The following is a 25689-nucleotide window of genomic DNA, read 5'->3' as shown; positions in this document are numbered from 1 at the left end:
ACATGTTCGATTACGAAACCCTGCGCGTGATCTGGTGGGCCCTGATCGGGATCCTGCTGATCGGCTTCGCGGTCATGGACGGCTTCGACTTCGGCGTCGCGGCCCTGTTGCGCATCCTCGGTCGCGATGAGCATGAGCGAATCGTGTTGCTGGAGACGATCGAGCCTACGTGGGAAGGAAACCAGGTGTGGTTCATCCTGGGCGGCGGCGCTGTATTCGCCGCGTGGCCGCTGTTGTATGCCGCGTCGTTCTCCGGCCTCTACGTGGCGATGTTCGTCCTGCTCGTGGCTTTCATCGTTCGCCCGGTCGGTTTCAACTTTCGCGAGAAGGTCGACGATCCGCGCTGGCGGGCCGTGTGGGATACGTGCCTGATTGCGTCGGGCGTGATCGTGATGCTCGTGTGCGGCGTCGCGTTTGGGAATTTGTTCCTGGGCTTGCCGTTCCACTACGACGGTGATCTGCGGATGACGTGGGAGGGAACGTTCTTACAGCTGTTCCGGCCGTTCGCACTGCTCTCAGGATTGGTGAGCCTGAGCATGTTGCTGGCGCACGGGGCGAGTTGGGCGGCGATGAAGGCCGATCATGTGATTGCCGAGCGCGCGGCGAAGGTGTCGCGCATAGCATCCGCCGTGTACATCGTGCTGTTCGTGCTGGCGGGTATCTGGCTGGCCTACGGGATTCCCGGCTACGCGGTATCCGGGCCCGTGGTGACGGACGCCATGTCCAATCCAATGAACAAGCAGGTGGCCGTGGGTGGAACCTGGTTCGCCAGTTACCTAACGCATCCGTACTTCTGGGCCGGTCCGGTCGTCGCGTTCATCGGTGCCCTCGGCCTACAGCTATTCGTCGGCAAACGGGGCTTTCTGGGCTTCTTCTGCAGTTGCCTTGCCGTGGCCGGCACCATTCTCTCCGCAGGCTTCGCGCTGTTCCCGTTCCTCATGCCGTCAGCCGCCGACCCGACATCGAGCCTCACCGTGTGGGATGCGTCGTCCAGCCGCGGCACGTTGCTGATCATGCTCGGCGTGACCGTCGTCTTCATCCCGCTGATCCTGCTCTACACCGGCTGGGTCTACCGCGTCATGCGCGGCCGGGTCACCCTCGAACACGTGCGCAAGTCGCACAACATGTACTGAAGGAGCACAGCCATGTGGTATTTCGCCTGGATATTGGGACTTGGCCTGGCCGCCGCCTTCGGCATCCTCAATGCGATCTGGTACGAGGTGCACTCGGACGACGAGGCCACGCTGAAGCGCGATCCGATGCCGAAGCACGAGGGTCCTTAAACGGCTTCAAGGGGTGAGGTTCAATGTGGGAGCCGCTTAAGCGGCTCCCACAAAATCAAATCAGCTCCAATCAGATCGAGGCGAAGGCGTCGCGGGTGAGGTTTTCGGGCTCGCCCGTGGTGCAGACCACGTCGTCTTCGATGCGGATGCCGCCGTACTTGCGGAACGCGTCGACCTTGGCCCAGTCGATATCGTTGGCGAACGGCTTGTTCTTTAGTTCGGCCAACAGCATGTCGATGAAGTAGATGCCCGGCTCGATGGTCACCACCATGCCGGCTTCGAGATTGCGGGTGAGGCGCAGGTACGGATGACCTTCCGGCTTGGCGATGGTGCCACCGGTTTCACCGGCGGCGAAGCCGGCGACGTCGTGCACCTGCAGGCCGATACCGTGGCCGAGGCCGTGCGGGAAGAAGGCCGACGACACGCCGGACTCGACGGCACTCTCGGCACTCATGCGAATGAAGCCGTGTTCGCGCAAGACACCCGCCAGTGCGTGATGGGCATGCACGTGCAGTTCCGGATAGCTCTGGCCGGCGCGCACTTTCGACACGAACGACTGCTCGGCTGCTTCGACCGAATCGATCAGTGCCTGGAACTCGCCGAAGTTCTTGCCGGCATAGGTACGCGTGATGTCGCTCGCGTAACCCGAGGCGCTCGCGCCCGCGTCAATCAGGAAGGAACGGCTTTCCGCCGGCGCGTTGCGATCGAAGTTCGTGTAGTGCAGCACGGCGCCGTGCTCGTTGAGGCCGACGATGCTTGCGTACGGCAGTTCAGCGTCGATCTGTCCGACCGCCTTGAGGTAGGCGAAGTGGATGCCGAGTTCGCTCTCGCCGTTGCGGAACGCCTGCTCGGCGGCGCGGTGGCCGCGCGTGCCACGACGGCTCGCTTCGCGCATCAGCTCGAGTTCGTATGGGGTCTTGTAGGCGCGGTGATAGTGCAGGTGGTCGACGACCGCCGGCGGGTTGTTCGCGCAGACCTCGTCCAGTGCACAGTACTGGTCACCGATGATGGCCGAACGGGCGAGTGACTGCGGCAGCTCGGCGATCGCGTCCGCCGGCTTGCGCACGATGACGATGTCGAACTGATCCACCCAGTAACCCGACGGCGCTTCCGGCACGACATGCCAGTAATCGCGCGGCTGCAGGAAGACCAGCTTGGGCTTCTCGCCGGGCGTGTAGACCAGCCAGCTGCCCGGGGCGTCGACCAGGGGGAGCCAGTGTTTGAAATGCGGGTTGGCGATGAACGGATAGTCCTGGTCGTCCAGGAACTTGGTGATCGGTCGGCCGGCCGGGACGACAAGGTGATCGAAACCGCCGCGCGCCAGCGCGGTATCGGTGCGCTCACGCAGGGTGGCGAGGTGTTGCGGGTAAAGCGCGGCCAGCGCGTCGTTCATCGTCGATCTCCGGGAAGGGGGACTGGGGCAAACGCCAATGGTGCGCCTCCGGGGCGGCGGAGCCAACCCTGCGTGGCGATTGTCGGAGTCAGTCACTTTGTGGGAGCCGCTTCATTTGTGGGAGCCGCTTCAGCGGCGATGGGTGCTGGCGGCAGGCTTGCCCGCTGCCGCGGGATCGCCGCTGAAGCGGCTCCCACAAGGAGCAAAATCGGTTACCACAAGGAGCAAAATCGGTTCCCACGAGGAGCAACCGGCTCCCACATGTCTCTTCAGGCCTTGGCGTAGACCACGGCGAAATCGCCGGCGACGTCGCCCAGGCGATGGCGGAGCAGGGTGGCGGCGTGGTCGTGCGCGTCGTCCGTCAGGCTGCGCAGGTGCGTCCCGTAAAGGGTGATGGCGAAGTGGCCGACCGCGAAATCGTGGGCTGGTGAGCGCCACAGGGTGAGCGGCGTCCAGGCGGCGCAACCGGGGCAGGCGACATAGGCGGAGTTGGGCGCGTCGCACCAGACCGCGAGGGCTTCTTCGAGGGCTTCGCTGCCCTCGTCGCCCGGTGCCAGCGGCTGGCGGCATTCCGGGCAGCGGATCGTGAAGCTGCCGTCGTAGCGGCAGAAAATGCCGTTCTCGGGGCCGCCTTCGACCAGGCGTGACCCGCCGTGTTCGTCGTCGCGCCAGCGGTGGCTGCTTGCATGCAGGCCGATGGCGTAGACCCCGGTTTCTTCGGTCAGGCGTTCGTCGAGCACGCGGAAGCGCGGTTCGCTCTCGACTTCATAGACAGGCGAAAGGGTGCCGTCGCCGACCAGCTTGAGATACAGGCCGGTCGCGGCGGCCGCGGCGTCGTCGCGTTCGAGATCGGTGTCGACAAGAATGGTGGTGGCATCGCTCATGGTGGGGGATGGTGATCCCCAGTGTGGTGCGTCGTAAAGCATGAGCGCGAGCTCCCGTTCAGTCCGGCGGCGGACCGATCCATTCGTCGATGGCACGGACATCGTCGTCACTGGCGGCGACGATGCGGTAGCCGGCCCAGAATTGCCCGGCGGAGGCGGCGGGTTCGTGCCACTGCTCCTGGATGCCGAGCTCGACACGATGCTCGCGGTGCTGGGTGTCCGGCAGCATGAAGCTCACCTGGTGCACGGCGCCGCTGCGGGGAGCGCGCGTCGCCAGCACCATCATGCCCGTGGCCGAAAGGTTGCCGAGCTGGCCGATAACGCGCTCGGTCATGTCGTCCACGATGGGCATGGGTGACGTGACCCGCTTGCGCGGTGCGCGTCGCTGTTCGAATTCGTTGCTCATGCGTTGCCCGCCATGCGTGTGTCATGCAGGCCGTCGCGGCGCAGCGTGCGCGCCACGGCCTGCCAGGCGCGGTCGATGAACGACGTGCGCTGGTCGCGCCATTCGCGGGCCTCACCCCTGGCCATGAGCCGGGCGAGACGCGTGAGGTCGATATCCTCGGCACGGCTACCGCGCTGATTGACGAACAGGCAGCGTCCCGTGGTCGGCGAGAACCAGGCCAGCTTGCGCCGGCTGGCGCTGCCATCGGGCTGGATGAATTCGAACCACGTGCCGAAGCGAAGGGTGGCGAAGCCGTCGTAGACCGCGCGTGCGGCCGCGTCGAGCGGCGTGGGTTCGACGGCGGTCACGGTCTCACCGTGCGCGGTGCCTTCGCCCAGCCGCGGGCGCTGCTTAAGGCGTAGGGCGACATCGGTCGGCGTGAGGGCGGCGTCAGTCTGCGTGGCCGGGGTTTCAAACAGCCCCGCGGCGACCTGGGCAGCTTCGGACGGATGCATCCCAAGGTGTTCGAGACCACGTTCGACGTCCACGCGCAGTTTCTGCACGTCGGCGATCGGTCGCCGGCCGAGCAACTGGTCGGTGACACCGAGGCAATGGAGGAAAGCTTCTCCCGTCTCGCCGCCACGGAGAATATGCAGGGCGAGCACGTCAGCCCAGGTCCGTTCGAGCAGGATGCGCAGGACTCCGCGAGGTGGCGCGCCCTTGCCGAGCCGCTCGCCCATGATTTCAGTGGCGCGCTGGCGCGCGCGCTCGAGGCGATCGCGACCTTCCATCGCTTCGATCTGCCGGCGCTCGGCGACATGCGCCTTGCGCGACAGCTGGGTGATCTGTTGCTCGATCTCCGAACGCCAGTTGGGGTCGATCACCTGCGCGTGACTGGCCTCGACCACCAGGCGTTCCAGCCGGTCGATCAATGCGGCATCCGGTTCGCCCTCTGCCGGATCGAGCCAGTGGTGCGCGGCTTCGCTGACGGTATCGAGCAGCTGGCGCGCCGGGTGTTCGGGGCGGTCGAAGAAGCCGCGGTCGTTCACGGCCGCGCGCAGCATCGGCCACTGCAGGCCACCGAGTACGGCGCGACCGGGGCTGGTGGCACCGAGTTGCTGACCCAGGTTCTGGAAGAGCATGGCCGTGAGTTCCACCGTATCGCCCTGCTCGAGGGTGAGTTCGGCGGGTGGCGAGCCGGCCGGCCGGCCACGGTTGAGCTGGATCAGCAGTTCGTCGCGCAGGGACTGGGCGCTGCGGATTTCACGCTGCGCCGCATCGGCCACTTCGGAAACGTGGCCTTGCAGTGCGGAGAGCGCCGTCTGCAGTTCGTCTTCGGACACCAGGCGGTCCGGTGCGAAGCCGGCGCCGCGACCCTGGCTGGCGACACGGTGGGCCAGCAGGTCACGCAGGCTTTCCAGCACGCCGATGTGGCCTTCGCTGGTTGCACTGACCGGGGCGGCTTCGTGTGTGCCACCGCCCGCTCCGCTGCTGCCGGAGACACCGCCGGAACCGGCAGCGCCCGGCGCAGCGTCGCCCGGACGGCCACGACGCTCCGCGGCCGGCGACGTCGAAACGCGGACATTGGGATATACGCGGAAACCGGGAAGGATGCCGCGTGTCCGGTAGTGCTCGTTTAGCGCGCCGTAGAAGGCCTCGCTATGGCCGAGCACGTGGGTGTCCACCGCATGAAAGAGAAGCAGGCGATGCGCGCTGGCGAGGGGCAGGGGCGCGATCGCCGCCTTGAGCGCGGCGGTGAGTGCCCTCGGCCCGGCGGGCAGTGCGTCACCTTCCAGAGGCGACGTGCCGGCGAGCACCGCCATGCGGTAGCCCAGTTCGAACAGGCTGCTGGCGCTGCGTGCCTCGCCGCGCGCAGCCATGCTGCTGAGCGCATCGGTCTGTTCCTGCTCCTCGGGATCCACCAAGGTCAGGTTCATCCCTAGGCCGAGGTGTTCGCCTGTTGCGGATTTGCTGTCGACATCCTCGCCCAGGTGGCGAAAACGCTCGGACAGATGCGCGGCAAAGCGGTTGCGGAAATCGGGCCCTTCGCGCTCGATGATGTTCCGGCTGTCGAAGCATTCCTGCTGTTCGAGATGGTTGCGCGTGCTTTCGGCCGTGGCGAAAAGGCGCTGGCTGAAGTCGCGCAGGGATTCCCGCAGCGGCATGTCCAGCCAGGTCAGGCACAGCGACAGGCCCTGCTGCGCCTCGCGCTCCGCGCGTGGCGACAAAGCAACGGGGCCCTGACCCATTCTGCCGTGTGGGGGCTGCATGCCTGCGCTCATTTAGTTGGTTTCTCCCCTGCCTGATCGCAAGTTTAGGCGTCCACACCCTATGGGCGCCAGCGGGGAACCAGCGGGCTTACGGCTTAGGGCGGATGGACTAGGGGCGGAAACGGCAGCAATCAGGCCATGAAAGCTTCGATCACGTCGTTGAGGAAGCGCTGACCTAGCGCCGTGGTACGCAGCACGGTCGGATCGTCCACCAGCCAGCCGCGCGCGACGCACGCCTGTCGAGCCGGGGCAATGGATTCGGCAGGCAGCCCGGTTCGCTCGGCGAAGTCCACGGCGGGGACCCCATCGATCAGGCGCAACGCGTTGAGCATGTACTCGAAGGGCAGGTCGTCACCGCTGACCACGTTGTCGCCGCCGATCCGGCCCGGCTCACCGGACGAGGCGAGGTAGGCGGCAGGCAACCGCGTCTTCCAGCGACGGTGCACGCCGGAGGCATCGGTGATCTTGCCGTGGGCGCCAGCGCCGATACCGAGATAGTCACCGAAGCGCCAGTAATTCAGGTTGTGCGCACACCGGCGACCCGGAGCGGCATAGGCCGAGACTTCGTACTGTCCGTAACCACCAGCCGCCAGGCTTGCCTCGCAGGCTTCCTGGATCGCCCATGCCGCATCGTCGTCCGGCAGGGGGGGCGGGTTGGCGGCGAACGCGGTGTTCGGCTCCAGCGTGAGCTGGTAATGCGAAATGTGCGTGGGCTCCAGCGCCATGGCTCGCCGCACGTCGTCCAGCGCGCCGTCGAGCGTCTGTTCCGGCAAGGCGTACATCAGGTCGATATTGATGTTGTCGATGCCGGCATCGCGGGCCTGGCGCACGGCATCTTCCGCTTCATGGGCGGAGTGGATGCGCCCCAGGCGATGCAGTTTGTCGTTGTCGAAACTCTGCACGCCGAACGAGATGCGATTCACCCCGGCAGCCAGGTACCCGTCGAAGCGCCCGTGCTCCACCGTGCCCGGGTTGGTCTCCAGGGTGATCTCGGCGTTCGGGGCGAAGGCCAGCCGCTGCCGCGCGCCGTCGAGGAATCGACCGACCAGCTCGGGCGCGAACAGGCTCGGCGTGCCGCCACCGAAGAACACGGTTTCGACCGGGCGGTTGCCGATGGCTTCGCCGAAGTCGCGCAGGTCGGCGTCCAGGTCGGCCAGCAGCACATCCACGTACTCGGCATAAGCCGGTGTACCGCGCACGCCATGCGAATTGAAGTCGCAGTACGGGCATTTGCGCACGCACCACGGCATGTGGACGTACAGAGACAGTGGCGGCGGGACGAGGATCATGACAGCTCGGCGAAACGGGCCTTGAGCACCTCGAGCGCCTGGCCGCGGTGGCTGAGGCGATTCTTCAGGGCGGGCTCGAGTTCCGCGGCACCGAGGTCGTAACCGGCGGGAAGGAACAGCGGGTCATACCCGAAACCGCCCGTGCCGCGCGGCGCTTCGAGAATGCGACCGTGCCAGCGACCTTCGGCGATCAACGGTGCCGGATCGTCCGCGTGCCGCAGCACCACCAGTACGGCGATGAAGTAGGCCGTGCGCTTCTCCGTCGGCACGCCGGCCAGTTCGTGCAGCAGCTTGGCGTTGTTGGCGGCGTTGTCGCCGTGCTTGCCCGCATAGCGCGCGGCGTACAGGCCGGGCGCGCCACCGAGCACATCGACGCAGATACCCGAGTCGTCGGCGAGCGCGGGCATGCCGGTGATACGCGCCGCATGGCGTGCCTTGATCAACGCATTCTCGACGAAGGTCAGGCCGGTTTCCTCGGCGTCATTGACGCCAAGTGCCGTTTGCGGGACCAGCTGCACACCGCTGCCGGCGAGCAGCTGTTCGAGCTCGACGACCTTGCCCGCATTACCTGAAGCCAGCACCAGGCGCATCAGAGCTCCTTCTCCGCGAATTCAGGGGCGTAATCGACACGACCGCGATAACCCGCCAGACCCTCGATGGTGAGCGGCAGCACCTGGAAGGCATTACCACCCTCGAAGGCGTCGCGCAGCTCATGCGCGGAGGCCTTGCCGAAGCCGAACTGCGTGTAATACGCCGGCGATCCGAGCACAAAGACGGCGCGGGCATCCTGCACGAAGCAGGCGCCAATGCCTTCCTCGACCAGGGCGTGGCCGATGCCCTGGCGCTGGTGATCCGGGTGCACGGCGATCGGTGCCAGGCCGAGCGACTTGCCGTCGTCGCCTTCTTCAATGGTCACCGGCGAGAACAGGACGTGGCCGAGCACGGTTTCCGCGTCGTCAACGGCAACCAGGGAGATGGACGCGCGCCCGGCGGCAACCAGGCGGCGGACCAGGTCCGCCTCGGCATCGCGACCGAAGGCCGCGCGATGGATCGCGACGATAGCGTCGAGATCGTCGGCCGTGGCGGCGCGGACCTCGGTGGTCACGGGGCGCTCTCCAGGGCGGCGCGCTGGGCGGCGACCAGGTCGGTGATGCCCTTGGAGGCGAGGTCCATGAGGGCGTCCATCTCGTCACGACGGAAGGCGTGGCCTTCGGCCGTGCCCTGCACCTCGACGAAACCGCCGCCGTCGTTCATGACGACGTTCATGTCCGTGTCGCAGTTGGAGTCTTCGGCGTAGTCGAGGTCGAGCACGGGCACGCCGTTATAGATGCCGACGGACACGGCCGCGATGGCGCCGAGGATCGGGTTGCGCTTGATGGCGTTGCGCTTGGTCAGCGTTGCCACCGCGTCCACGAGAGCCACGTAGGCGCCGGTGATGGCGGCCGTGCGGGTGCCGCCATCGGCCTGGATCACGTCGCAGTCCAGGGTGATGACGCGCTCGCCGAGGGCGGCGCGGTCCACACAGGCGCGCAGGGAGCGGCCGATAAGACGCTGGATCTCCATGGTGCGGCCGCCCTGGCCGCCGCGCGCGGCTTCGCGCTGGGTGCGGTCGGTGGTGGCGCGGGGGAGCATGCCGTATTCGGCGGTGACCCAGCCCTCACCCTTGCCGCGCAACCACGGTGGGACGCGCTCTTCGACCGAGGCGGTGCACAGCACCTTGGTGTCACCAAAGGACACCAGAACGGACCCTTCCGCATGGCGGGTGTAGTGGCGTTCGATGGTGACGGCGCGCAGCTGTTCGGCGGCGCGGCCGCTCGGACGGGAGAAAGTCATGGATAACCTGATTTGGGCGCGGACGGTGGGTCAGTTTACCATTGCGGTCTTCCCCGCCGCGCAAGCGAGCCATCCATGATCCGCAGCATGACCGCTTACGCCTCCGCAGAGAGCGCTGGCCCCTCCGGTACCCTCACCTGCGAACTGCGCACCGTGAACCACCGCTACCTCGAGATCAGCCCCCGGCTGCCCGAGGAGCTGCGCAGCTTCGAAAGCGCCCTGCGCGAGCGGATCGGGGCCCATCTGTCGCGCGGCAAGGTCGACCTGACCGTCCGTTTGCGTACCGAGGCCGGAGCGGGGGACAACCTGCAGATCAACGCCCAGATGCTCACGCGCCTTTCCGAGCTGGCGCTGGACCTCGAGCAGCGTTTCCCGCGCATGTCGATCGATTTCACCGACCTGCTTCGCTTCCCCGGCGTGTTGCGCCAGGCGGAGACGGATGCGGACGCGCTCCAGGTCGCCCTGATCGAGGTGCTCGACCGGGCACTGGTCGCCCTCAACGACACTCGCGGCCGTGAAGGCGGCAAGCTGGGCGAGTTGCTGGTCGAACGTCTGAACGGCATCGAAAAGATCGTCGGCGATGTCCGCGGATGGCTGCCCGAGATCCAGGCCGCCCTGCGCGCGCGCCTCGAAGGCCGCCTCGCCGACATGCGCCAGCCGGTGGAGCCGGGCCGCCTGGAGCAGGAGCTCGTGCTCCAGATCACCCGCATCGACGTGGACGAAGAGCTCGACCGCCTCGCCACGCATATCTCCGAAGCACGCCGTGTGCTGGCGTTGAAGGAGCCCGTCGGCCGTCGCCTGGACTTCCTGATGCAGGAGTTCAACCGCGAGGCGAATACGCTAGGGTCGAAGTCGGTTGATTCGCGGACGACGAACGCAGCGGTCGAGCTGAAGGTGTTGATCGAGCAGATGCGTGAGCAGGTTCAGAATATCGAGTGATACCGATCCGCTGGGCTAGTCGAAATGGTGGATGAAGCCGACCTTGAACCCGCCGGGCAGCACGCTGAGGATGAACGGCGAATTCCGCCGCGACGACCAGATACCGAAGCCGGTGCCGATAGCGGCGCCAGCGAGGACGTCGGTCTGCCAGTGACCCCGCGTCTTCATGCGCGCCACCATGTCGTAGGCAGGTAGCAGGGCGAGGGCGTAGACCATCGGGTTGTCTTCGCCGTAGCGAACGATGAACGGTGTGACCGCTGCCGATATCAGGGTCACCTCGCCGCTCGGGAAGCTGTCGTTCTTCTTTCCACTGGAGAAGAACTTGTCCGGGTCATCCGTCTCGGAAGGCCGCTGCCGCCGGAAGCCCAGCTTCAGCACGTCCGTCGTGGCACTAGCCAGGACCACGGAGTCCACCGAGCGCCATAGGGTGTCGCCGAAGTCGTCGTTGTCGCCCAGCAGCAACGCGCCACCGAAGACGGTCACCGCGGTCGCCCCGGCGAGGAGCTTCTGGTTGCTTCGCTTCCAGATGCCGCTGTTGTCGTAATGGAGGCGGTGATCGATGCCGAGTGGTCCGCCGCCGGCCGTCGCCGTGGCGGACACGGTCAGCGCGAAAAGGCATGCCCAGGTGCGTAGTGCCATGTCCCCGTCTCCTCCCAGTGGCGGCCGGCATGCCGCCATAATTTGAGATTAGGCCCCAGACCTTACGACCACCTGATCTTCCCGGCTACTATCCGGCCTATGACTACCCCCTCGTCTTATCCCATTGGCACGCCCGGCCAGCCCTGGAGCGCTTCGGAAGTCGCCGAGTGGCGCAAGCGCCAGGCGAAGACCCGTGTCTACGCCGATGACGTCCTGACCGCGATCGACGCGCTGCGTGAACGCTTCGACGTGTCCGAATACGGCGCGCTGGACTACGCGGAGGGGCAGTACCCCCTGCTCGCCATCCGCAGCCGGGACTGGCGCGACGACCTCCCCGTGCTGCTAGTGACGGGCGGTGTCCATGGCTATGAGACGAGTGGCGTGGAGGGTGCGCTGCAGTTCGTTCGCGACCACGGGGCCGACTATGCCGGCAGGGCGAACGTGCTCGTCGTGCCCTGCGTGAGCCCCTGGGCCTACGAGCGCATCCAGCGCTGGAACCCGGACGCAATCGATCCGAACCGTAATTTTCGCGAAGACAGCCCGGCGGCGGAATCGGCTGCACTCGTGAAGCTACTGGCGCCGCTGGGCAACCGCGTGCTGGCGCACATCGACCTGCACGAAACCACTGATTCGGACGAGTCGGAATTCCGTCCGGCCGTCGCCGCGCGCGATGGAAAAGAATACGAGCCCGGCGAGATTCCCGATGGCTTCTATCTTGTCGACGACTCCTTCAATCGCCAGCCGGAATTCCAGAAAGCGATCATTGACGCCGTCGCGAAGGTGACGCATATCGCGCCTGCGGATGACCACGGCGAAATCATCGGCTCGGAAGTGGTCGCGCCTGGCGTGATCGAATACGACGTGAAGAAGCTGGGCCTTTGCGCTGGCATCACCGACGCACGTTACGTCACGACCACCGAGGTCTATCCGGATAGCCCGCGGGCGACGCCGCAGCAGTGCAACGACGCCCAGGTGGCAGCGGTGCGTGCCGCGTTCGACTACGCGCTGGCGTATCCCGGGGACTGACGCCGGCCGCGCTGGTCAGCCGGTAGCGGTGTCGACTTTCTGCGCGATCGGCCGCGGGACGTGCTTCTTCAGGATGTCCCGCTCTATCCGCTCCAGTACGTCCTGTCCGTTCCTGGCGAAGGCGCCTTCACCCATGCTGCGCTCGACGTAAACCCTCGCGTTCTCGCCATAGTCTTTCAGCGTCTGTGGCCGCCTGAGGAATCCACGTATCGCCGCGCCGATGCCGCCGACGATGTCGTTCTCGAGCAAGACGCCGGTGCGGCCGGGCTGGACGCTCCTGCGCATCTCGCCGACCGGCGTGGCGATGATCGGAAGTCCCGCCGCCATGGCTTCGTGCGCAGCAATGCACATACCCTCGTAGGCGGATGGCTGGACGTACAGATGCAGGGTGCGCAGGTACGCAGGTACGTCGGAGATCCACCCCTTGAGTGTGATCTTGTCCTGCAGGCCGAGCGACGAAATGAGGTTCTGTAACTCGCCACGGAGCGGTCCATCGCCGGCAATCGATACCTCGACTTTCGCGAACGTCTCGGGATCGTCATGGCGAAGCCGACCGACCGCCTGAATGAGTAAGTGATAGTTCTTCTGCGGATGAAGTCGGCCGGAACTACCGATGACCAAGGGACCGGCACCGTCCCACCGCGCAAGAGGCGCGTCGGCGAAGGTGGGGCTGAACAATGGCCATGTCGCCACCCTCTCCGATTCGACGCCCATCGACTTGCGCAGGTACAGAGCGACGTCCCGAGAGTCGGCGATCCACAGGTTGCTCAGGCGTTGCGACCGCCGAATGTAGGACTTGGCGTCCGCACTGTGCTTCCAGCTGACGACCGGGATGCGGTACATCGCGCCGACGATCTGGCCGACACGAGTCGCCTGGCTCAGCGAGGTCCATATGACGTCGGGTCGGGATGTCCTGACTGCCCGGGCATATCGGTACATGCTGGCCAGCTTCGAGGCTTTCCCCTCGGACATCAGCGTGTAGGGCACGCCGGCGTCGATCAGGCGCGGTTCTGCCAGGCGGTCGCGGGGCTCGAGGGCGAAGACATGGAAGTCATGCCCGAGGCCGCGGATGACCTTGGCGATGTCGGGGATGCTGAACTCCGCGCCGCCGCTTTCAAGACTCGTAACAACGTAATGGATGCGCATCGGATATCCGCGATTTCTTGAGGCGCACTCCACGACGTGTAGTACGGAGATGCGAACGTACGCCGGGTTGGTTTCGTGCAGGTTTCGTGTCGCTAAAGTTCGTAGCGAACGAAATCGCTGTCGATGTATTCGACACTTATAGACGCGGACATCGACGTGCACTTCGTCGCTAAGCCGGACGTAAGCTGGCCGAAAGCACTGTCGTGCAAGGCGTGCTAACCGACACGAGTGGTGGGGCTTGGTTCGTGGTTGTTGCTTCGTCACATTGCGTGCGAAGCAGGTGTGGCTGCTAAGCGAAAGATAAGCTGTGAGAACTTTCGCAGCTCGTCGGCGATTCGCGACCTTTCCGGTAAGGCGTCAAGCCTTCTTTACTTCGCAGGCGCGAGCAGTCGAGCGTCGATGTTGGGAAGTTTGCCCGTAAGGACCGGCAGGGGATCGTTCGAATACGGAGCGTAGGCAGCAGGTGATACGGATAGGACCTGTTCGACAACGAGGAGACTTCCAAATCCCATGTGGCCGTAGCCGCCCCAGAACTTTTTTCCGTTGATCTTCGACTCTTCTCCGGCGAAGAAGCGCGCAACGATGGTCGCCGTGACTGAGCTCTCGTGTCGACGGTGAAGGAGATGGTCGAACTGCTTGAACCGCGCATCATCCACGAGATCGCATTTCAGGCTCTCGACGACGAGAACTTCCGCGCGGTCGGGACCGGTCGCGTTCGAGCAACAGTAGGCGGTTTGTGACTGGCGCTTGCCGCCGTACTCGAGCCAGAGGCCAGTGCTCATGCCGTCGTGAATCGGGCACTTCCCGGACGACATGTCGAATTGTTCGAAGCCATGAGAGATGAGGCCGTAGACCTGGACCAGTTCATGGTTGTAACGCCCCGGATCACTCAGTAGCTGGCATGGGGTCACTTGGATCGGCGGGACATCTGCCGCCCGAGCACCAACGTCCGTGGGGGTCAGCAGAAGCACGACGAGCCACGCAAATGGACGCATGTACGTTCCTTGTTCCCTTGCCAACGATGGCAGGGCCATCTTCGGTCAAACGGCGCGCGCAGTACAACTCGCCGCGCGAGCACTCGCGGCTATACTTCCATCTCGCGTGCAGGGGCACGCCTTAGTCGGTGACCCGGGGACTATCGGATGCGTACACGCGGCCTGCCATTGTCCATCTTCATGCTGCTGTCCTTGGCGACGGTGGACGCACGAGGCGCTGACGACGCCGCCCGCTGGAAGCACGAAGCGCAATCCGTGACGATCCAGCGCGACGACTGGGGCATTGCGCACGTCCACGGCAAGACCGACGCCGATGCCGTTTTCGGCATGGCCTATGCCCAGGCGGAAGACGACTTCAATCGCATCGAGTCTAATTATCTGACCTCGCTTGGCCGCACCGCCGAGGCCGACGGCGAGTCCGCCATCTGGCAGGACCTCCGGCAGAAGCTCTTTGTCGATCCGGCACAGCTCAAGGCGATGTACGAACGCAGTCCACGTTGGCTGGTAGCGTTGATGGACGCCTGGGCCGATGGACTCAACGATTACCTCGCGACGCATCCCGAAGTGCATCCGCGCGTCATCACGCACTTCGAACCCTGGATGGCCCTTAGCTTCAGCGAAGGCAGTATCGGTGGTGACATCGAGCGGGTCTCGACCAGGGGATTGCAGGCTTTCTACGGCAAGGACCCGGGGGCGGCGCTTGCGCAGTTCACGCCGCCCTCCAGCTGGGAAGAGCCAACGGGCTCGAACGGCATCGCCATCGCGCGGAAGCTCACGGCGAACGGCCACGCACTGCTGCTCATCAACCCGCACACGTCGTTCTTCTTTCGTTCGGAGCTGCAGATGTCGAGCGACGAAGGACTCGATGCGTATGGTGCAGTCACGTGGGGTCAGTTCTTCATCTACCAGGGCTTCAACCAGCACATAGGCTGGATGCACACTTCTACCGGTGCGGACGTCGTCGACGAATTCGCCGAGACCATCGTGCAGAAAGATGGCAAAGCGTTCTATCGGTACGGCAAGGAACTGCGTGCGGTGACATCGCGTGAGATCGTCGTGCCTTACCGTGCAGCCGACGGTACTCGCACCGCGCGCACCTTCACGGTGTACGCGACGCGCCATGGCCCCGTCGTGCGCAGCGAGGGTGATAAGTGGATCGCCGTTGCACTGATGAACAAGCCCTTGGAGGCCTTGCAGCAGAGCTGGCTGCGGACCAGGGCGAACGACTACGCGGCCTACATGAAGGTGGCTGAGCTCAAGGCCAACTCGTCGAACAATACGATCTACGCGGACGACAAAGGCAACATCGCTTACCTCCACCCGCAGTTCATCCCCAAGCGCGATGACCGCTTCGACTACACGAAGCCGGTCGATGGCAGCGATCCATCCACCGACTGGCAGGGTTTGCTTCCGCTGGACAAGGCACCGCACCTGCTCAATCCGCCGACGGGCTGGATCTTCAATACCAACGACTGGCCGTACTCCGCGGCCGGTCCGGACAGCCCGAAGCAGGCCGACTTCCCGCGCTACATGGATGCTGTTGGTGAGAACCCGCGCGGTCTGCATGCGACGCGCGTGCTCACCGGCCGCCGTGACTTCACCCTGGCCTCGCTGATCGACACGGCCTTTGATCCCTACCTGCCGGCCTTCGCGCGGCAGTTGCCGATTCTTATCGCCGACTTCGACGCGTTGCCCCCGGCTGACCCCCTCAAACAGAAACTCGCCGGCCCCATCGCGATGTTGCGGACCTGGGACTACCGTTGGGGTATCTCCTCAATGCCAACCTCGCTGGCCGTATTCTGGGGAGACATCCTCTGGGACAAGGCCAGCAAGCTGGATACGGAGGAAGGCCTGTCGGTCTACGACAGGATGGCCGACAAGGCGGGGCCGCAGATGCGGCTTAACGCCCTGGCCGAGGCGACGGAACGGCTCGAGCACGACTTCGGCAGCTGGGGCGTGCCCTGGGGCGAGGTCAATCGCTTCCAGCGGATCGACGGTGCGATCGTGCAGCCCTTCGACGATGCGAAGCCGAGCATCCCTGAGCCGTTTACGTCATCGCGGTGGGGTTCACTTGCCTCATTCGGCGCGCACCGCTGGCCGGGCACCAAACGCTACTACGGCACCAGCGGGAACAGCTTCGTGGCGGTGGTGGAGTTCGGCGACAAGGTGCATGCGCGGGCCATCACGGCAGGCGGCGAAAGTGGTCACCCGGATTCGCCGCATTTCAACGATGAGGCAGAGCGTTACACCACGGGCAACCTGCGGACCGTGTATTTCTGGCCCGAGGAACAGCAGGGGCACATCGAGCGGACCTATCATCCGGGGCAGTGATGAATCGATCAGGGGTGATGGTATGAGCAAGGTGGCGGGGTGGAGCAAGGCGCTTGCGCTGGTGGGTGGTATGGCCGTTGCGTGCAGCGCCACGGGAGCAGGGCAGGTGGCCGGGTCAAAAGCGGCGGATCACGCCTGGCTGATCAAGGGCGAGCGTGTCTTCGACGCAAGGAGCGAGCAGACGCACGCAGGCTGGGTCGTTCTCGTCCAGGGCGACAAGATCGTCGCGGTTGGTGCGGCGAAGGACGTAACGCTTCCGGCCGGCACGCAGACCATCGACCTGCCGGGTACGACGATCCTCCCTGGCCTTATCGACGCGCACTCGCATATCTTCCTGCACCCGTATAACGAGACGACCTGGAACGACCAGGTCCTCAAGGAAACGCTGGCCTTCCGCACGGTGGAAGCGGTGAAGCACGCCAACGACACCCTCATGGCCGGCTTTACCGCGCTGCGGGACCTCGGCACGGAAGGCGCGGGTTATGCCGATGTCGACGTGCAGCGGGCCATCGACAAGGGCGTGATCCCGGGTCCACATCTCTTTGTTGCAACGCGCGCGACTATCGCGGCGCATTGTTATGGTCCCGGGCCCCTGGGCTTTCGTGACGACATGGACATCCCGCAGGGTGGCATCCCGGTAAGCGGTCCGGCGCAGATGCTGGACGCCGTGCGCGACCAGGCCGCACATGGCGCGGACTGGATCAAGCTGTATGCCGACTACCACTGCGGCAAGGCGAAGGGCTCAGTGCCGACCTTCAGCGAAGAAGAGTTGAAAACGGCAGTGGACGCGGCGCACGGTATGGGCCTGCCCGTCGCCGTGCACTCGACCACGGCCGAAGGCATGCGTCGCTCGGTGCTGGCCGGCGTCGATACCATCGAACATGGCTATGACGGCACTCCGGAAGTCTTCGCGCTGATGAAGCAGCACGGGGTTGCGTACATGCCCACGCTCGAAGCCAGCGCGGCCACCTCGGAATACTTCGGTGGCTGGAAGCCGGGCGATCCGCCGACCGAATCCATGCAGAAGGCGGCGCACGCGTTCAAGCTTGCGCTCGATGCGGGCGTGATCATCGGCAACGGCAGCGACGTCGGCGTGTTCACCCACGGCGACAACTACAAGGAACTTGCCTGGATGGTGCGCGATGGCATGTCACCCGTCCGCGCACTCCTCGCCGCCACCGCAGTCAACGCGAAGGTGCTTCGCCAGCAGGACCATATCGGCCAGCTCAAAGCCGGGCTCGATGCCGACATCATCGCGGTGCCGGGTGATCCGACGCGGGACATCGGCACGCTTGCGCATGTCGCCTTCGTCATGAAGGGTGGGGTGGTCTACAAGCAGCCGTCGCCTGCGGGAAATCCCGCTTCGCCTCAATAACGTCGGAGGTTTCCCGGCCTCTCAACCGCGCGTCGGTTCCCTGATGGATCAGCGTAAAGCGAGCGATACACCCGTGAGCGTTTCGCTCAGCGCCCACAGGCTTTCCGCTGCCGCCGGGTCGATCGCCCACGGGCGCACACCGACATCACTACTCACTCGCCCCGGCGTGTTGTCTGCCTCCACCAGAATCGGCGACACCTCGACGTCCTCGCAATACACGCCACCCATGCCATCCAGCTGTGGGCTGGTGGCGCACCAGACGCTCGTCGCCGCGCCCTGCGGCACACTCTTGAAGCCGCGTTCGAGGTCGACGACGGGACGCCCTTCCTCGTCGATCGCGCCAAACGCGCGGAGTTCGTCCTGGCTGATGTGTCGGACCAGGTCCGTCATGATCGCGCCGGGGTGCAAGGCAAACGCGCGGATGCCGTCGGCCTCGCCACGCTTGTCCACGCCGAGGGCGAACAGCACGTTCGCCGTCTTCGACTGACCATAGGCGACCCAGGGGTCATAGGCGCGGTGCTCGAAGTTCGGGTCGTCGAAGTCGACGCCGGCGAAGCGGTGGCCGCGCGACGACACCGAAACGACGCGTGCGCCGCCAGCACGCCGGAGGGCGGGCCACAACCGTGCGGTCAGCTGGAAGTGGCCCAGGTGGTTGGTCGCGAACTGCATTTCGTAGCCGCGCGCGTCGCGTGTCAGCGGCATCGCCATCACGCCAGCGCTGTTGACCAGGACGTGCAGTGGCTCGCCACGGGCGAGGAAGCGCTCGGCGAAGGCGTCGATGGAGGCCGGGTCGGCGAGGTCCATCGGCTCGATCTCGACATCGATGCCCTCGAGGGCCTTGCGCGCCTTGGCCAGGTCGCGGGCCGGGACGATCACGCGTGCCCCGGCGGCGCGTAGCGCACGGCTGGTCTCGGTACCGATGCCCGAGTAGCCGCCGGTGACGATGGCGGTTTTGCCGGTCAGGTCGATGCCGGCGAGCACCTCGTCCGCCGTGCTGGCCATGGTGAAACCGGAATGGATGGGGGTCTGGACGCTGGACATGGGGAATCTCCTCTGGGGATGCTCACAAGGTTAGGCCCCTCTCGCCGAACGATGAATGCTTGAAAGTCCGCCATCCATGCGCAATCGTACGGGCATGGCTGACGATCCGATCTCTGAGGTGTTACGGCTGGCGGACGTCGAGTCAGTCGTTTCCGGCGGTTTCCGCGCCGGCGGGGACTGGGCGATCCGCTTTCCGGCGCCGGACAAGCTGAAGTTCTTCGCCGTCCTGCGCGGCGGGTGCTGGCTGCGCACGGACGGTGGCTCGACGGTCCGGATGGAAGAGGGCGACGTGGTCTTGCTCATCGCTGAGCGCGGATTCGTTCTGGCCAGCGATCTCTCGCTGCCGACGATAGATGCGCGTGAGGTATTCGCAGGCCGTACGACCCCGATCGTCCCGGTAGGCGAGGGTGATGACGTCCTGCAGATCGGCGGCCACGTGCGGCTACACCCTACGTATGCGCCCATGCTTCATGAGGCCTTGCCGTCGCTGATCCACGTTCGTGGCTCGGCACCGGAAGCGACCACCATGCGCTGGATTCTCGACCGCATGGTTGAGGAAAGTCGTGGTGACCTTCCGGGTTCCGGCATGGCCAGGACGCAGCTGGCCCACCTGTTGTTCGTACAGATACTGAGGGCGCACCTCTCGGCGGGAGGTCCGTTGCAGGCGGGGTGGCTGCGGGCGGCGGCTGATCCGCGCCTGGGCGCAGCCCTGCGCTTGATGCACGGGGAGCCGGGCAAGCCCTGGCGCCTTGATCAGCTGGCCGGCGCGGCAGCGATGTCGCGCACCATCTTCGCTTCCCAGTTCAAGGCGGCCGCAGGCGTGGCTCCGCTGGCCTATCTGGCGCGGTGGCGCATGCGGCTTGCGGAGCGCGCCCTGCGCCAGGGCGAGGTGCCCGTGGCGGTGCTGGCGAGGGATCTGGGCTATGCGTCGGAAAGCGCGTTCAGCCATGCCTTCAAGCGGATCGTTGGGGTATCGCCCAGCCGATACGCCGGCGACCGGGCCTCTTCCTGACAGCGTCCGGCTCTATGTGGGAGCCGGCTATGCCGGCGATTGGGCTGCGGCTAGGCCGCTCCGTAGGCTTTTCGCCGCTGAAGCGGCTCCCACATGGTCCGATTGCCGCTGAAGCGGCTCCCACATGGAAGAGTTCGCTACAATCGCGTTTTGCCCAGCTCGCGATGCCAGCGCCGGGAGAATCCATGCACGCCCAACCTGAGACCCTCGGATGATCGACGGCACCCTGTTCGTGGTCGCCGCGCCTTCGGGAGCCGGAAAGTCCACGCTCGTCAACGCCTTGCTCGAGCGCGAGCCAGACATCTCGCTGTCCATTTCGCATACGACGCGGCCGCCGCGCGTGGGCGAGCAGTACGGACGCCACTACTTCTTCGTCGAGCGCACCGACTTCGAGAAAGAAATTGCCGAAGGCATTTTCCTCGAGCACGCCGAGGTGCATAGCAACCTCTACGGCACCTCGCGCACCGTCGTCGAGGGAAAGCTGTGCGAGGGCGCGGACGTGCTGCTGGAAATCGACTGGCAGGGTGCGCGCCAGGTCCGCAAGGGCAAGCCGGATTGCGTGAGCGTTTTCATCCTGCCGCCGTCGCGCCAGGAACTCGAACGCCGCCTGCGCGGTCGAGGTTCCGACGCGCCCGAGGTCATCGAACGCCGCCTGTTCAATTCGCGCGAGGAAATCGCCCACGCGCACGAGTTCGACTACATCATCGTCAACGACCGCTTCGAGGACGCCCTGGCGGACCTCCAGGCGATCGTTCGCGCCGTCCGCCAGCGCACGCCTGCGTCGGCTCGCCGCCACGAGGCGCTGATCGAGGAGCTTCTCGCACCATGACCGACGACGCCATCGTCCGCGTACGCGGACTGACCACGGTCCTCAACGGCAAGACCATCTTCGACAATCTCGACCTGGACATCCCTCGCGGCAAAGTCACCGCGATCATGGGTCCCAGCGGTACCGGCAAGACCACCCTGCTGAAGCACATCACCGGGCAGATGCGTGGCGATGCCGGCACGATCGAGGTAGACGGTGAGAACGTGCCGTCGCTGTCGCGCGAGAAGCTTTTCGAGCTGCGCGAGCGTATCGGTTACCTGTTCCAGAACTCGGCCCTCCTGACCGACTTCGACGTCTTCGAGAACGTGGCCTTCCCGCTGCGCCAGCACACCGAGCTGCCGGAAGAACTGATCCGCAACATCGTGCTCAACAAGCTCGAAGCGGTCGGCCTTCGCGGCGCCGCGAAGTTGTCGCCTACCGAGCTTTCCGGCGGCATGGCCCGGCGCGTGGCGCTGGCCCGCGCCATCGTCTTCGACCCCGCCCTGATCCTCTACGACGAGCCCTTCGTCGGCCTGGATCCCATCTCGCTCAACCAGGTGTTGCTGCTTATCCGCACGCTGAACCACACGCTCGGCATCACTTCCGTGCTGGTGGCCCACGAACTGGCGGCAGTGCAAAAGGTGGCTGACCACGTGTACCTGATCGCCAACGGCAAGGTCGTGGCGCAGGGTGCGCCGGCCACGCTGGCCAACGACGGTTCGCCGTGGACCGCGCAGTTCTTCGGCGGCCAGATCGACGGTCCGGTGCCGTTCCAGTATCCCGCCGGCGATTACGCCACGGCGCTTGGTTTTCCCGGAGAAAAGGCATGACGACGGCAAGGAATGACAATGTCGTCGTCCGCAGCCTCAGCCAGATCGGTGCCTGTGGCATCTTCCTGCTGACGATCCTCGCGGCGATCCCGCGCAGCTTCCGTCATGGTCGCGAGACCATACGGCAGATCTGGTTCGTCGGCGCGATGAGCCTGACCATCGTGATGACCTGCGGCCTGTTCGTCGGCATGGTGCTCGGCCTGCAGCTGTACGACGTGCTCTCGATCTTCGGCGGCACCTCGGCCACCGGTACCGTGGTCGCCATCGCGATCTATCGTGAGCTGGGGCCGGTGGTAACCGCGCTGTTGTTCGCTGGCCGCGCCGGCACCTCGGTCACCGCCGAGATCGGCCTGATGCGCGCGACCGACCAGCTCGACGCCATGGAGATGATGGCGGTCGATCCGATCGCCTACGTCATCGCACCACGTTTCCTTGCCGGCGTCATCGCGCTGCCCCTGCTTGCCGTGGTGTTCTGCGCCATGGGCGTGTTCGGTGGACACCTGGTCGGGGTGACCTGGCTCGGCATCGACAACGGCACGTTCTGGTCGAACATGACCGCCACGGTGGATGTCCACAAGGACATCATCGACGGCGTGCTGCTCAAATCCATCGCCTTCGGCATCGTGGTCTCCCTGATCGCGGTGTTCCAGGGCTACACCACGCCGCCCACCAGCGAGGGCGTCGCCTATGCGACGACCCGCACGGTGGTCGCTTCGTCCATCGCCATCCTGGCGCTGGACTTCGTCCTCACCTCGTTCCTGATCTGAGGCACCGGAGACCCGCCATGACTACTCCTTCCTTCTTTACCCGTTCGAGGACCGCGCCGTGACCCAGAGACGTTCCTATGCCTTCGGCACCGGCCTGTTCATCGTGCTCGGCTTTGCCGCCCTCGCTTACCTGGCGACCCAGACCACCTCGGTGGCCAACGCCAGCCAGGGCTCCAGTTACACGGTCGAAACCCATTTCGCCAACATCGGCCAGCTGAAGAACCGCGCCCCGGTGAAGATCGCCGGCGTTCGCGTCGGCTCCGTGCAGGCGATCGACCTCGTTCCCGGCAAGGAAGAGGCGAAGGTCACCCTGTCGATCGACGACCGTCACAAGGACATCCCCGTCGATTCCGTGGCCACGATCTTCACCAGCGGCCTGCTCGGCGACCAGTACGTAGGCATCCAGTTCGGTCAGTCCAAGACCCCGGTGAAGGAAGGCGGCGAAATCGGCCTGACCCGTCCGGCCCAGCAGCTGGAAGAGATGATCGGTAAGTTCTTCGGCGGCGGCAGCGCGCCGGATCGCCTGGGCGGCACGTTCCATGTCACCGGCAACTTCACCAACGTCGGTGCCCTTCAGCCGGGTGCGGCCGTGAAAATGGCCGGTGTACCTATCGGCAGCGTCGATTCGGTGGTCATCAAGCCGGGCAGCAGCGAAGCCACGGTGACCCTTGCGATCGACAAGCGCTACTCCCAGATACCTGATGACTCGGCTGGCGCGGTGTTCACAAGCGGTTTGATCGGCAGCCAGTATGTTGCGATCCAGCCGGGTGGCTCGCCGACCTTCCTCGCCGAAGGCGATGAGCTGATCCTCACGCAGTCCGCACTCCAGCTTGAAGACCTGATCGGCAAGTTCCTCGTGAACGGTTCGCCGAGCGACAACAAATCCGGTGGCGCCCAGGGCGGCACCCAACCCGACAACTCCGGCAAGAAGTAAGGCCGGACCCCAGGAGACATCGCATGCTGCGTCAGCTTTCCCTTGCCATTGCCCTCGCCGTCGGTGGCGTCATCGCCGCTCCCGCGTTCGCCCAGGATGCGGCTCCGGCGTCCGCTACCCAGGGCCAGGGTCCCCAGCAGATCGTGCAGACGATCTCCGATGACCTGGCCAAGGCCATCGAAGGCCATCAGGCCGAGCTCAAGAACGACAAGGAAAAGTTGATCGCGGTGATCGACGACACCTTCCTGCCGCATTTCGACATCGACTACGCGTCCATCCTCGTGCTCGGCCAGAACGCCAGCAAGGCTTCGCCGGAACAGCGCCAGCGTTTCGCCAAGGCGTTCTACAACTCGATCACGCACCGCTATGCCGAGGGCTTGCTCAATTACACCCGCGGCCGGGTCAAGGTGCTCCCGTTCAGTGGGGATCTCAACAACAAGCGCACGATTGTCCGCACGCAGGTCATGCTCGACGACGGCAAATCGGTCTCGGTCGACTACGCGTTCCGCAAGAGCGCCAGCGGTGACTGGAAGGCATATGACGTGATCATCGAGGGCATCTCGTACATCACCAACTACCGCAACCAGGTGGATGCCGAGATCAAGAAGGAGGGCCTCGACAAGTTGACCGTCGATCTCGAGTCGAAGGGCAGTGCGGCCATCGACCAGCTCGAGAAAGACGGCGGCGGCAAGGGCGGCGCGCAGAAGTGATCCCGGCGTCGTTCTCGCTGACGACCACGGTGCCGGGCACCCTCGGGGTGTCCGGCGCACTCACGTTCGCCACGGCGGCCGAGGCATTGCAGTCGGCGCGTGCCGAACTGGATCGTAGCGGCCAGACCACGCTGGACCTGAGCGGTGTCACGCACGCCGACAGCGCCGGCCTGGCGACGCTTCTGGCCCTGCTCGCGCACGCCCGGACGCAGGGCAAGGCGCTCGTCGTCACCCACACGCCGGAAGGCCTGCAAGCCCTGGCGCGCGTTTCAGGCGTAGAAAACCTGCTCTGACGGCGGCCTGCTTTCTCTGCAGATGCCTACGCTTTCTGTGGGAGCCGATTCATCGGCGATAGGGTGCTTGCCGCAACCCCTCCCGCTGCCGCGGGATCGCCGCTGAAGCGACTCCCACAGGGTTTTCCGTCACCCTGAAAGTCAGACATAAAAAAGGCCCCGAGGGGCCCTTTTTTATTCCGGCTTTTCGCCGTTCTTCTGTTCCCACTTGTGCTGCTCGTCGAGCAGCTTGTCGGGATCGAAGCCCTGATTGTCGTTCAGGCCCTGCATCTGTTCGATGACCGCGTCCGGCGGGTTGCCGTCGTAGATCTGGTACAGACGCTGCTGGCGGTAGGCATCACGCATGAACACGTACGGGTCGTAGGCCGAGGCGAGGAAGCTCTCCGCGTCGATACCGCGCGAGCGCAGGGTCACCAGATAGAGCGCCGAAGGGATGTATTCCTGGCCGTACTTGTAGCTGTGGTTACGCGAGTAGTAGCTGAGCGGGTCGAAGAAGTAGCTGTCGACCGGCAGGCGCCAGACGTCGCGGGCCGTGGTCGGGCCGACCAGCGGCAGGACCAGGTAATCGCCCTCGGGCACGCCCCAGCGGGCCAGGGTCACGCCAAAGTCGTTGTCTTCCAGCGGAATACCGAGCAGGCTGGCGGGATCCTTGAAGCCAAGGAAGCCGATCGTCAGGTTCACGACGAACCGGCTGGTCGACTGCAGGGCCTGCTTCGGGCGAGCCTGGAGCAGGTCGTTGGCCACCGTGATCGGCAGTCGGATGTTGGTGTAGAAGTCGCTGACCGCCGTACGCACCGCGGGCGTGGTCACCTTCCGATAGCCCACAGCGACGGGGCGGATGACCGCCTTGTCGAGCTTGTCGTTGAAGGCGTACATGTTCCGGTTGAAGTGCTCGTTCGGGTCGTCCGTCCGCGGCGGCGCGATGTGGCACGCGGCGAGAAGGGCGGTGGCGAGCGCTGCCAGCGCGGGTCTGGCGAACCGGGAAATCAGATTGAGGTGCATCGAGGCGACTTTGCGGGTAGGGCGATACTTTAGTGTACCGCTTGGTTTTATTATTTGCACTAATACCCGTCCGTCCTGGCCAGAACCGCGCATGATACCCCTCCCCTGATTGCCAGCCAACCGGCCGGACCGCTAAACTGCACAACCAGAAGTGTCTTTATTGTCAAGGATTTGAAATGGCCCGTATTACCGTCGAAGACTGCCTAGAGGTAGTCGACAACCGCTTTGAGCTGGTGCTCATGGCGACCAAGCGTGCCCGTCAGCTCTCCAAGGGCGCCGAGCCGACCATCGATCCCGCCAACGACAAGCCGACCGTGCTGGCCCTGCGCGAGATCGCCGACCGTCGCGTCAACGACGAAATGATCGACGAAATCGACCGTGCCGCCCGCGAGCGTGCCGAGCGTGAAGCCCTCGAGTGGGCCGCCACGGAAGTGGACGACGACCTCTCGAAGGGTGGGGATGACTGATGACCCCGGGTCGCTGTCGGCCCTGTCATCAATGGAA

Annotated in this window: 27 protein-coding genes; 14 read left to right on the top strand and 13 right to left on the bottom strand. The window is 65.2% G+C overall.

Annotation, left to right across the window (positions count from 1 at the left end):
* Positions 1–2: 2 nt before the first annotated feature.
* Positions 3–1133 (top strand): cytochrome d ubiquinol oxidase subunit II, encoded by a 1131-nt coding sequence (gene cydB, locus ACVWWJ_RS20920; protein ID WP_456969337.1) that lies wholly within the window; start codon positions 3–5, stop codon positions 1131–1133.
* 12 nt (positions 1134–1145) lie between these two features.
* Positions 1146–1283 (top strand): cytochrome bd-I oxidase subunit CydX, encoded by a 138-nt coding sequence (cydX, locus tag ACVWWJ_RS20915; RefSeq protein ID WP_052767214.1) that lies wholly within the window; start codon positions 1146–1148, stop codon positions 1281–1283.
* Positions 1284–1353: 70 nt separating this feature from the next.
* Here cydX and pepQ read toward each other — a convergent pair whose 3' ends face one another.
* The 8 genes from pepQ to rph form a co-directional block, all read right to left on the bottom strand.
* Complete coding sequence (pepQ, locus tag ACVWWJ_RS20910) at positions 1354–2676, bottom strand: Xaa-Pro dipeptidase (RefSeq protein WP_456969336.1); 1323 nt, start codon at positions 2674–2676, stop codon at positions 1354–1356.
* Positions 2677–2945: 269 nt separating this feature from the next.
* Complete coding sequence (locus ACVWWJ_RS20905) at positions 2946–3560, bottom strand: hypothetical protein (protein WP_159890067.1); 615 nt, start codon at positions 3558–3560, stop codon at positions 2946–2948.
* 58 nt (positions 3561–3618) lie between these two features.
* Positions 3619–3966, bottom strand: a complete 348-nt coding sequence (locus ACVWWJ_RS20900; protein WP_159890069.1) for a PilZ domain-containing protein — start codon at positions 3964–3966, stop codon at positions 3619–3621.
* Positions 3963–6215, bottom strand: a complete 2253-nt coding sequence (locus ACVWWJ_RS20895; protein ID WP_456969335.1) for a DUF1631 family protein — start codon at positions 6213–6215, stop codon at positions 3963–3965. Before ACVWWJ_RS20895 ends, ACVWWJ_RS20900 begins: the two co-directional genes overlap by 4 nt.
* A 131-nt stretch (positions 6216–6346) precedes the next feature.
* Complete coding sequence (gene hemW, locus ACVWWJ_RS20890; protein ID WP_159890073.1) at positions 6347–7504, bottom strand: radical SAM family heme chaperone HemW; 1158 nt, start codon at positions 7502–7504, stop codon at positions 6347–6349.
* On the bottom strand, positions 7501–8094 hold the full coding sequence (rdgB, locus tag ACVWWJ_RS20885) for an RdgB/HAM1 family non-canonical purine NTP pyrophosphatase (RefSeq protein ID WP_456969334.1): 594 nt from the start codon (positions 8092–8094) through the stop codon (positions 7501–7503). Before rdgB ends, hemW begins: the two co-directional genes overlap by 4 nt.
* A complete protein-coding gene (locus tag ACVWWJ_RS20880; protein ID WP_159890075.1) occupies positions 8094–8609 on the bottom strand; it encodes a GNAT family N-acetyltransferase in 516 nt (171 codons plus the stop codon). The genes rdgB and ACVWWJ_RS20880 overlap by 1 nt, the downstream gene beginning before the upstream one ends.
* Positions 8606–9337 carry a ribonuclease PH gene (gene rph / locus ACVWWJ_RS20875; protein WP_456969333.1) on the bottom strand — a complete coding sequence of 244 codons (732 nt, stop codon included), beginning with the start codon at positions 9335–9337 and terminating at the stop codon, positions 8606–8608. Before rph ends, ACVWWJ_RS20880 begins: the two co-directional genes overlap by 4 nt.
* Positions 9338–9412: 75 nt before the next feature.
* On the opposite strand from rph, the gene ACVWWJ_RS20870 reads away from it, so the two are divergent.
* Positions 9413–10276: a YicC/YloC family endoribonuclease gene (locus tag ACVWWJ_RS20870; protein WP_456969332.1), complete on the top strand. Its 864-nt coding sequence runs from the start codon at positions 9413–9415 to the stop codon at positions 10274–10276.
* 15 nt (positions 10277–10291) lie between these two features.
* Here the strand turns inward: ACVWWJ_RS20870 and ACVWWJ_RS20865 are convergent, their stop codons facing one another.
* Positions 10292–10915, bottom strand: a complete 624-nt coding sequence (locus ACVWWJ_RS20865; RefSeq protein ID WP_159890081.1) for a phosphatase PAP2 family protein — start codon at positions 10913–10915, stop codon at positions 10292–10294.
* Positions 10916–11014: 99 nt separating this feature from the next.
* Between ACVWWJ_RS20865 and ACVWWJ_RS20860 the strand changes: the two genes are divergently transcribed.
* Complete coding sequence (locus ACVWWJ_RS20860) at positions 11015–11941, top strand: M14 family metallopeptidase (protein WP_456969331.1); 927 nt, start codon at positions 11015–11017, stop codon at positions 11939–11941.
* 15 nt (positions 11942–11956) lie between these two features.
* On the opposite strand, the gene ACVWWJ_RS20855 is transcribed toward ACVWWJ_RS20860, so the two are convergent.
* Together ACVWWJ_RS20855 and ACVWWJ_RS20850 are read right to left on the bottom strand one after the other, a co-directional pair.
* Entirely contained in the window at positions 11957–13087 is a 1131-nt protein-coding gene (locus ACVWWJ_RS20855) for a glycosyltransferase (protein WP_456969330.1), read from the bottom strand.
* A gap of 368 nt (positions 13088–13455) precedes the next feature.
* Positions 13456–14082, bottom strand: a complete 627-nt coding sequence (locus tag ACVWWJ_RS20850; RefSeq protein WP_456969329.1) for a hypothetical protein — start codon at positions 14080–14082, stop codon at positions 13456–13458.
* A 147-nt stretch (positions 14083–14229) separates the two neighbouring features.
* On the opposite strand from ACVWWJ_RS20850, the gene ACVWWJ_RS20845 reads away from it, so the two are divergent.
* Complete coding sequence (locus ACVWWJ_RS20845) at positions 14230–16413, top strand: penicillin acylase family protein (protein WP_456969328.1); 2184 nt, start codon at positions 14230–14232, stop codon at positions 16411–16413.
* 22 nt (positions 16414–16435) lie between these two features.
* On the top strand, positions 16436–17788 hold the full coding sequence (locus ACVWWJ_RS20840; protein ID WP_456969327.1) for an amidohydrolase family protein: 1353 nt from the start codon (positions 16436–16438) through the stop codon (positions 17786–17788).
* Positions 17789–17836: 48 nt separating this feature from the next.
* Here the strand turns inward: ACVWWJ_RS20840 and ACVWWJ_RS20835 are convergent, their stop codons facing one another.
* The gene (locus ACVWWJ_RS20835) at positions 17837–18829 is read right to left on the bottom strand and encodes an oxidoreductase (protein ID WP_456969326.1); all 993 of its coding nucleotides are present in this window, start codon (positions 18827–18829) and stop codon (positions 17837–17839) included.
* 76 nt (positions 18830–18905) lie between these two features.
* Here ACVWWJ_RS20835 and ACVWWJ_RS20830 point away from each other — a divergent pair, with 76 nt between their 5' ends.
* The 7 genes from ACVWWJ_RS20830 (at position 18906) to ACVWWJ_RS20800 (ending at position 24183) form a co-directional block, all read left to right on the top strand.
* Positions 18906–19841 carry an AraC family transcriptional regulator gene (locus ACVWWJ_RS20830; protein WP_456969325.1) on the top strand — a complete coding sequence of 312 codons (936 nt, stop codon included), beginning with the start codon at positions 18906–18908 and terminating at the stop codon, positions 19839–19841.
* A 211-nt stretch (positions 19842–20052) separates the two neighbouring features.
* Entirely contained in the window at positions 20053–20670 is a 618-nt protein-coding gene (gene gmk / locus ACVWWJ_RS20825; RefSeq protein ID WP_159890095.1) for a guanylate kinase, read from the top strand.
* Positions 20667–21479, top strand: coding sequence for an ABC transporter ATP-binding protein (locus tag ACVWWJ_RS20820; RefSeq protein ID WP_456969324.1), 813 nt, complete (start codon positions 20667–20669; stop codon positions 21477–21479). The genes gmk and ACVWWJ_RS20820 overlap by 4 nt, the downstream gene beginning before the upstream one ends.
* Positions 21476–22246 (top strand): lipid asymmetry maintenance ABC transporter permease subunit MlaE, encoded by a 771-nt coding sequence (mlaE, locus tag ACVWWJ_RS20815; protein ID WP_159890099.1) that lies wholly within the window; start codon positions 21476–21478, stop codon positions 22244–22246. The genes ACVWWJ_RS20820 and mlaE overlap by 4 nt, the downstream gene beginning before the upstream one ends.
* Positions 22247–22304: 58 nt before the next feature.
* The gene (mlaD, locus tag ACVWWJ_RS20810) at positions 22305–23180 is read left to right on the top strand and encodes an outer membrane lipid asymmetry maintenance protein MlaD (protein ID WP_159890101.1); all 876 of its coding nucleotides are present in this window, start codon (positions 22305–22307) and stop codon (positions 23178–23180) included.
* A gap of 23 nt (positions 23181–23203) precedes the next feature.
* Positions 23204–23890, top strand: coding sequence for an MlaC/ttg2D family ABC transporter substrate-binding protein (locus ACVWWJ_RS20805; RefSeq protein ID WP_456969323.1), 687 nt, complete (start codon positions 23204–23206; stop codon positions 23888–23890).
* Positions 23887–24183, top strand: a complete 297-nt coding sequence (locus ACVWWJ_RS20800) for an STAS domain-containing protein (protein ID WP_456969322.1) — start codon at positions 23887–23889, stop codon at positions 24181–24183. Before ACVWWJ_RS20805 ends, ACVWWJ_RS20800 begins: the two co-directional genes overlap by 4 nt.
* A 174-nt stretch (positions 24184–24357) precedes the next feature.
* Here the strand turns inward: ACVWWJ_RS20800 and ACVWWJ_RS20795 are convergent, their stop codons facing one another.
* Positions 24358–25185, bottom strand: coding sequence for an MlaA family lipoprotein (locus ACVWWJ_RS20795; protein WP_159890107.1), 828 nt, complete (start codon positions 25183–25185; stop codon positions 24358–24360).
* Positions 25186–25361: 176 nt separating this feature from the next.
* Between ACVWWJ_RS20795 and rpoZ the strand changes: the two genes are divergently transcribed.
* Complete coding sequence (gene rpoZ / locus ACVWWJ_RS20790) at positions 25362–25652, top strand: DNA-directed RNA polymerase subunit omega (RefSeq protein ID WP_046968048.1); 291 nt, start codon at positions 25362–25364, stop codon at positions 25650–25652.
* Positions 25653–25689: the final 37 nt, after the last annotated feature.

It is taken from the genome of Luteibacter sp. HA06 (assembly GCF_054061215.1).
The sequence above is the reverse complement of the archived record's forward strand: the minus strand, read 5'-3'. Positions and strand labels throughout refer to the sequence as shown.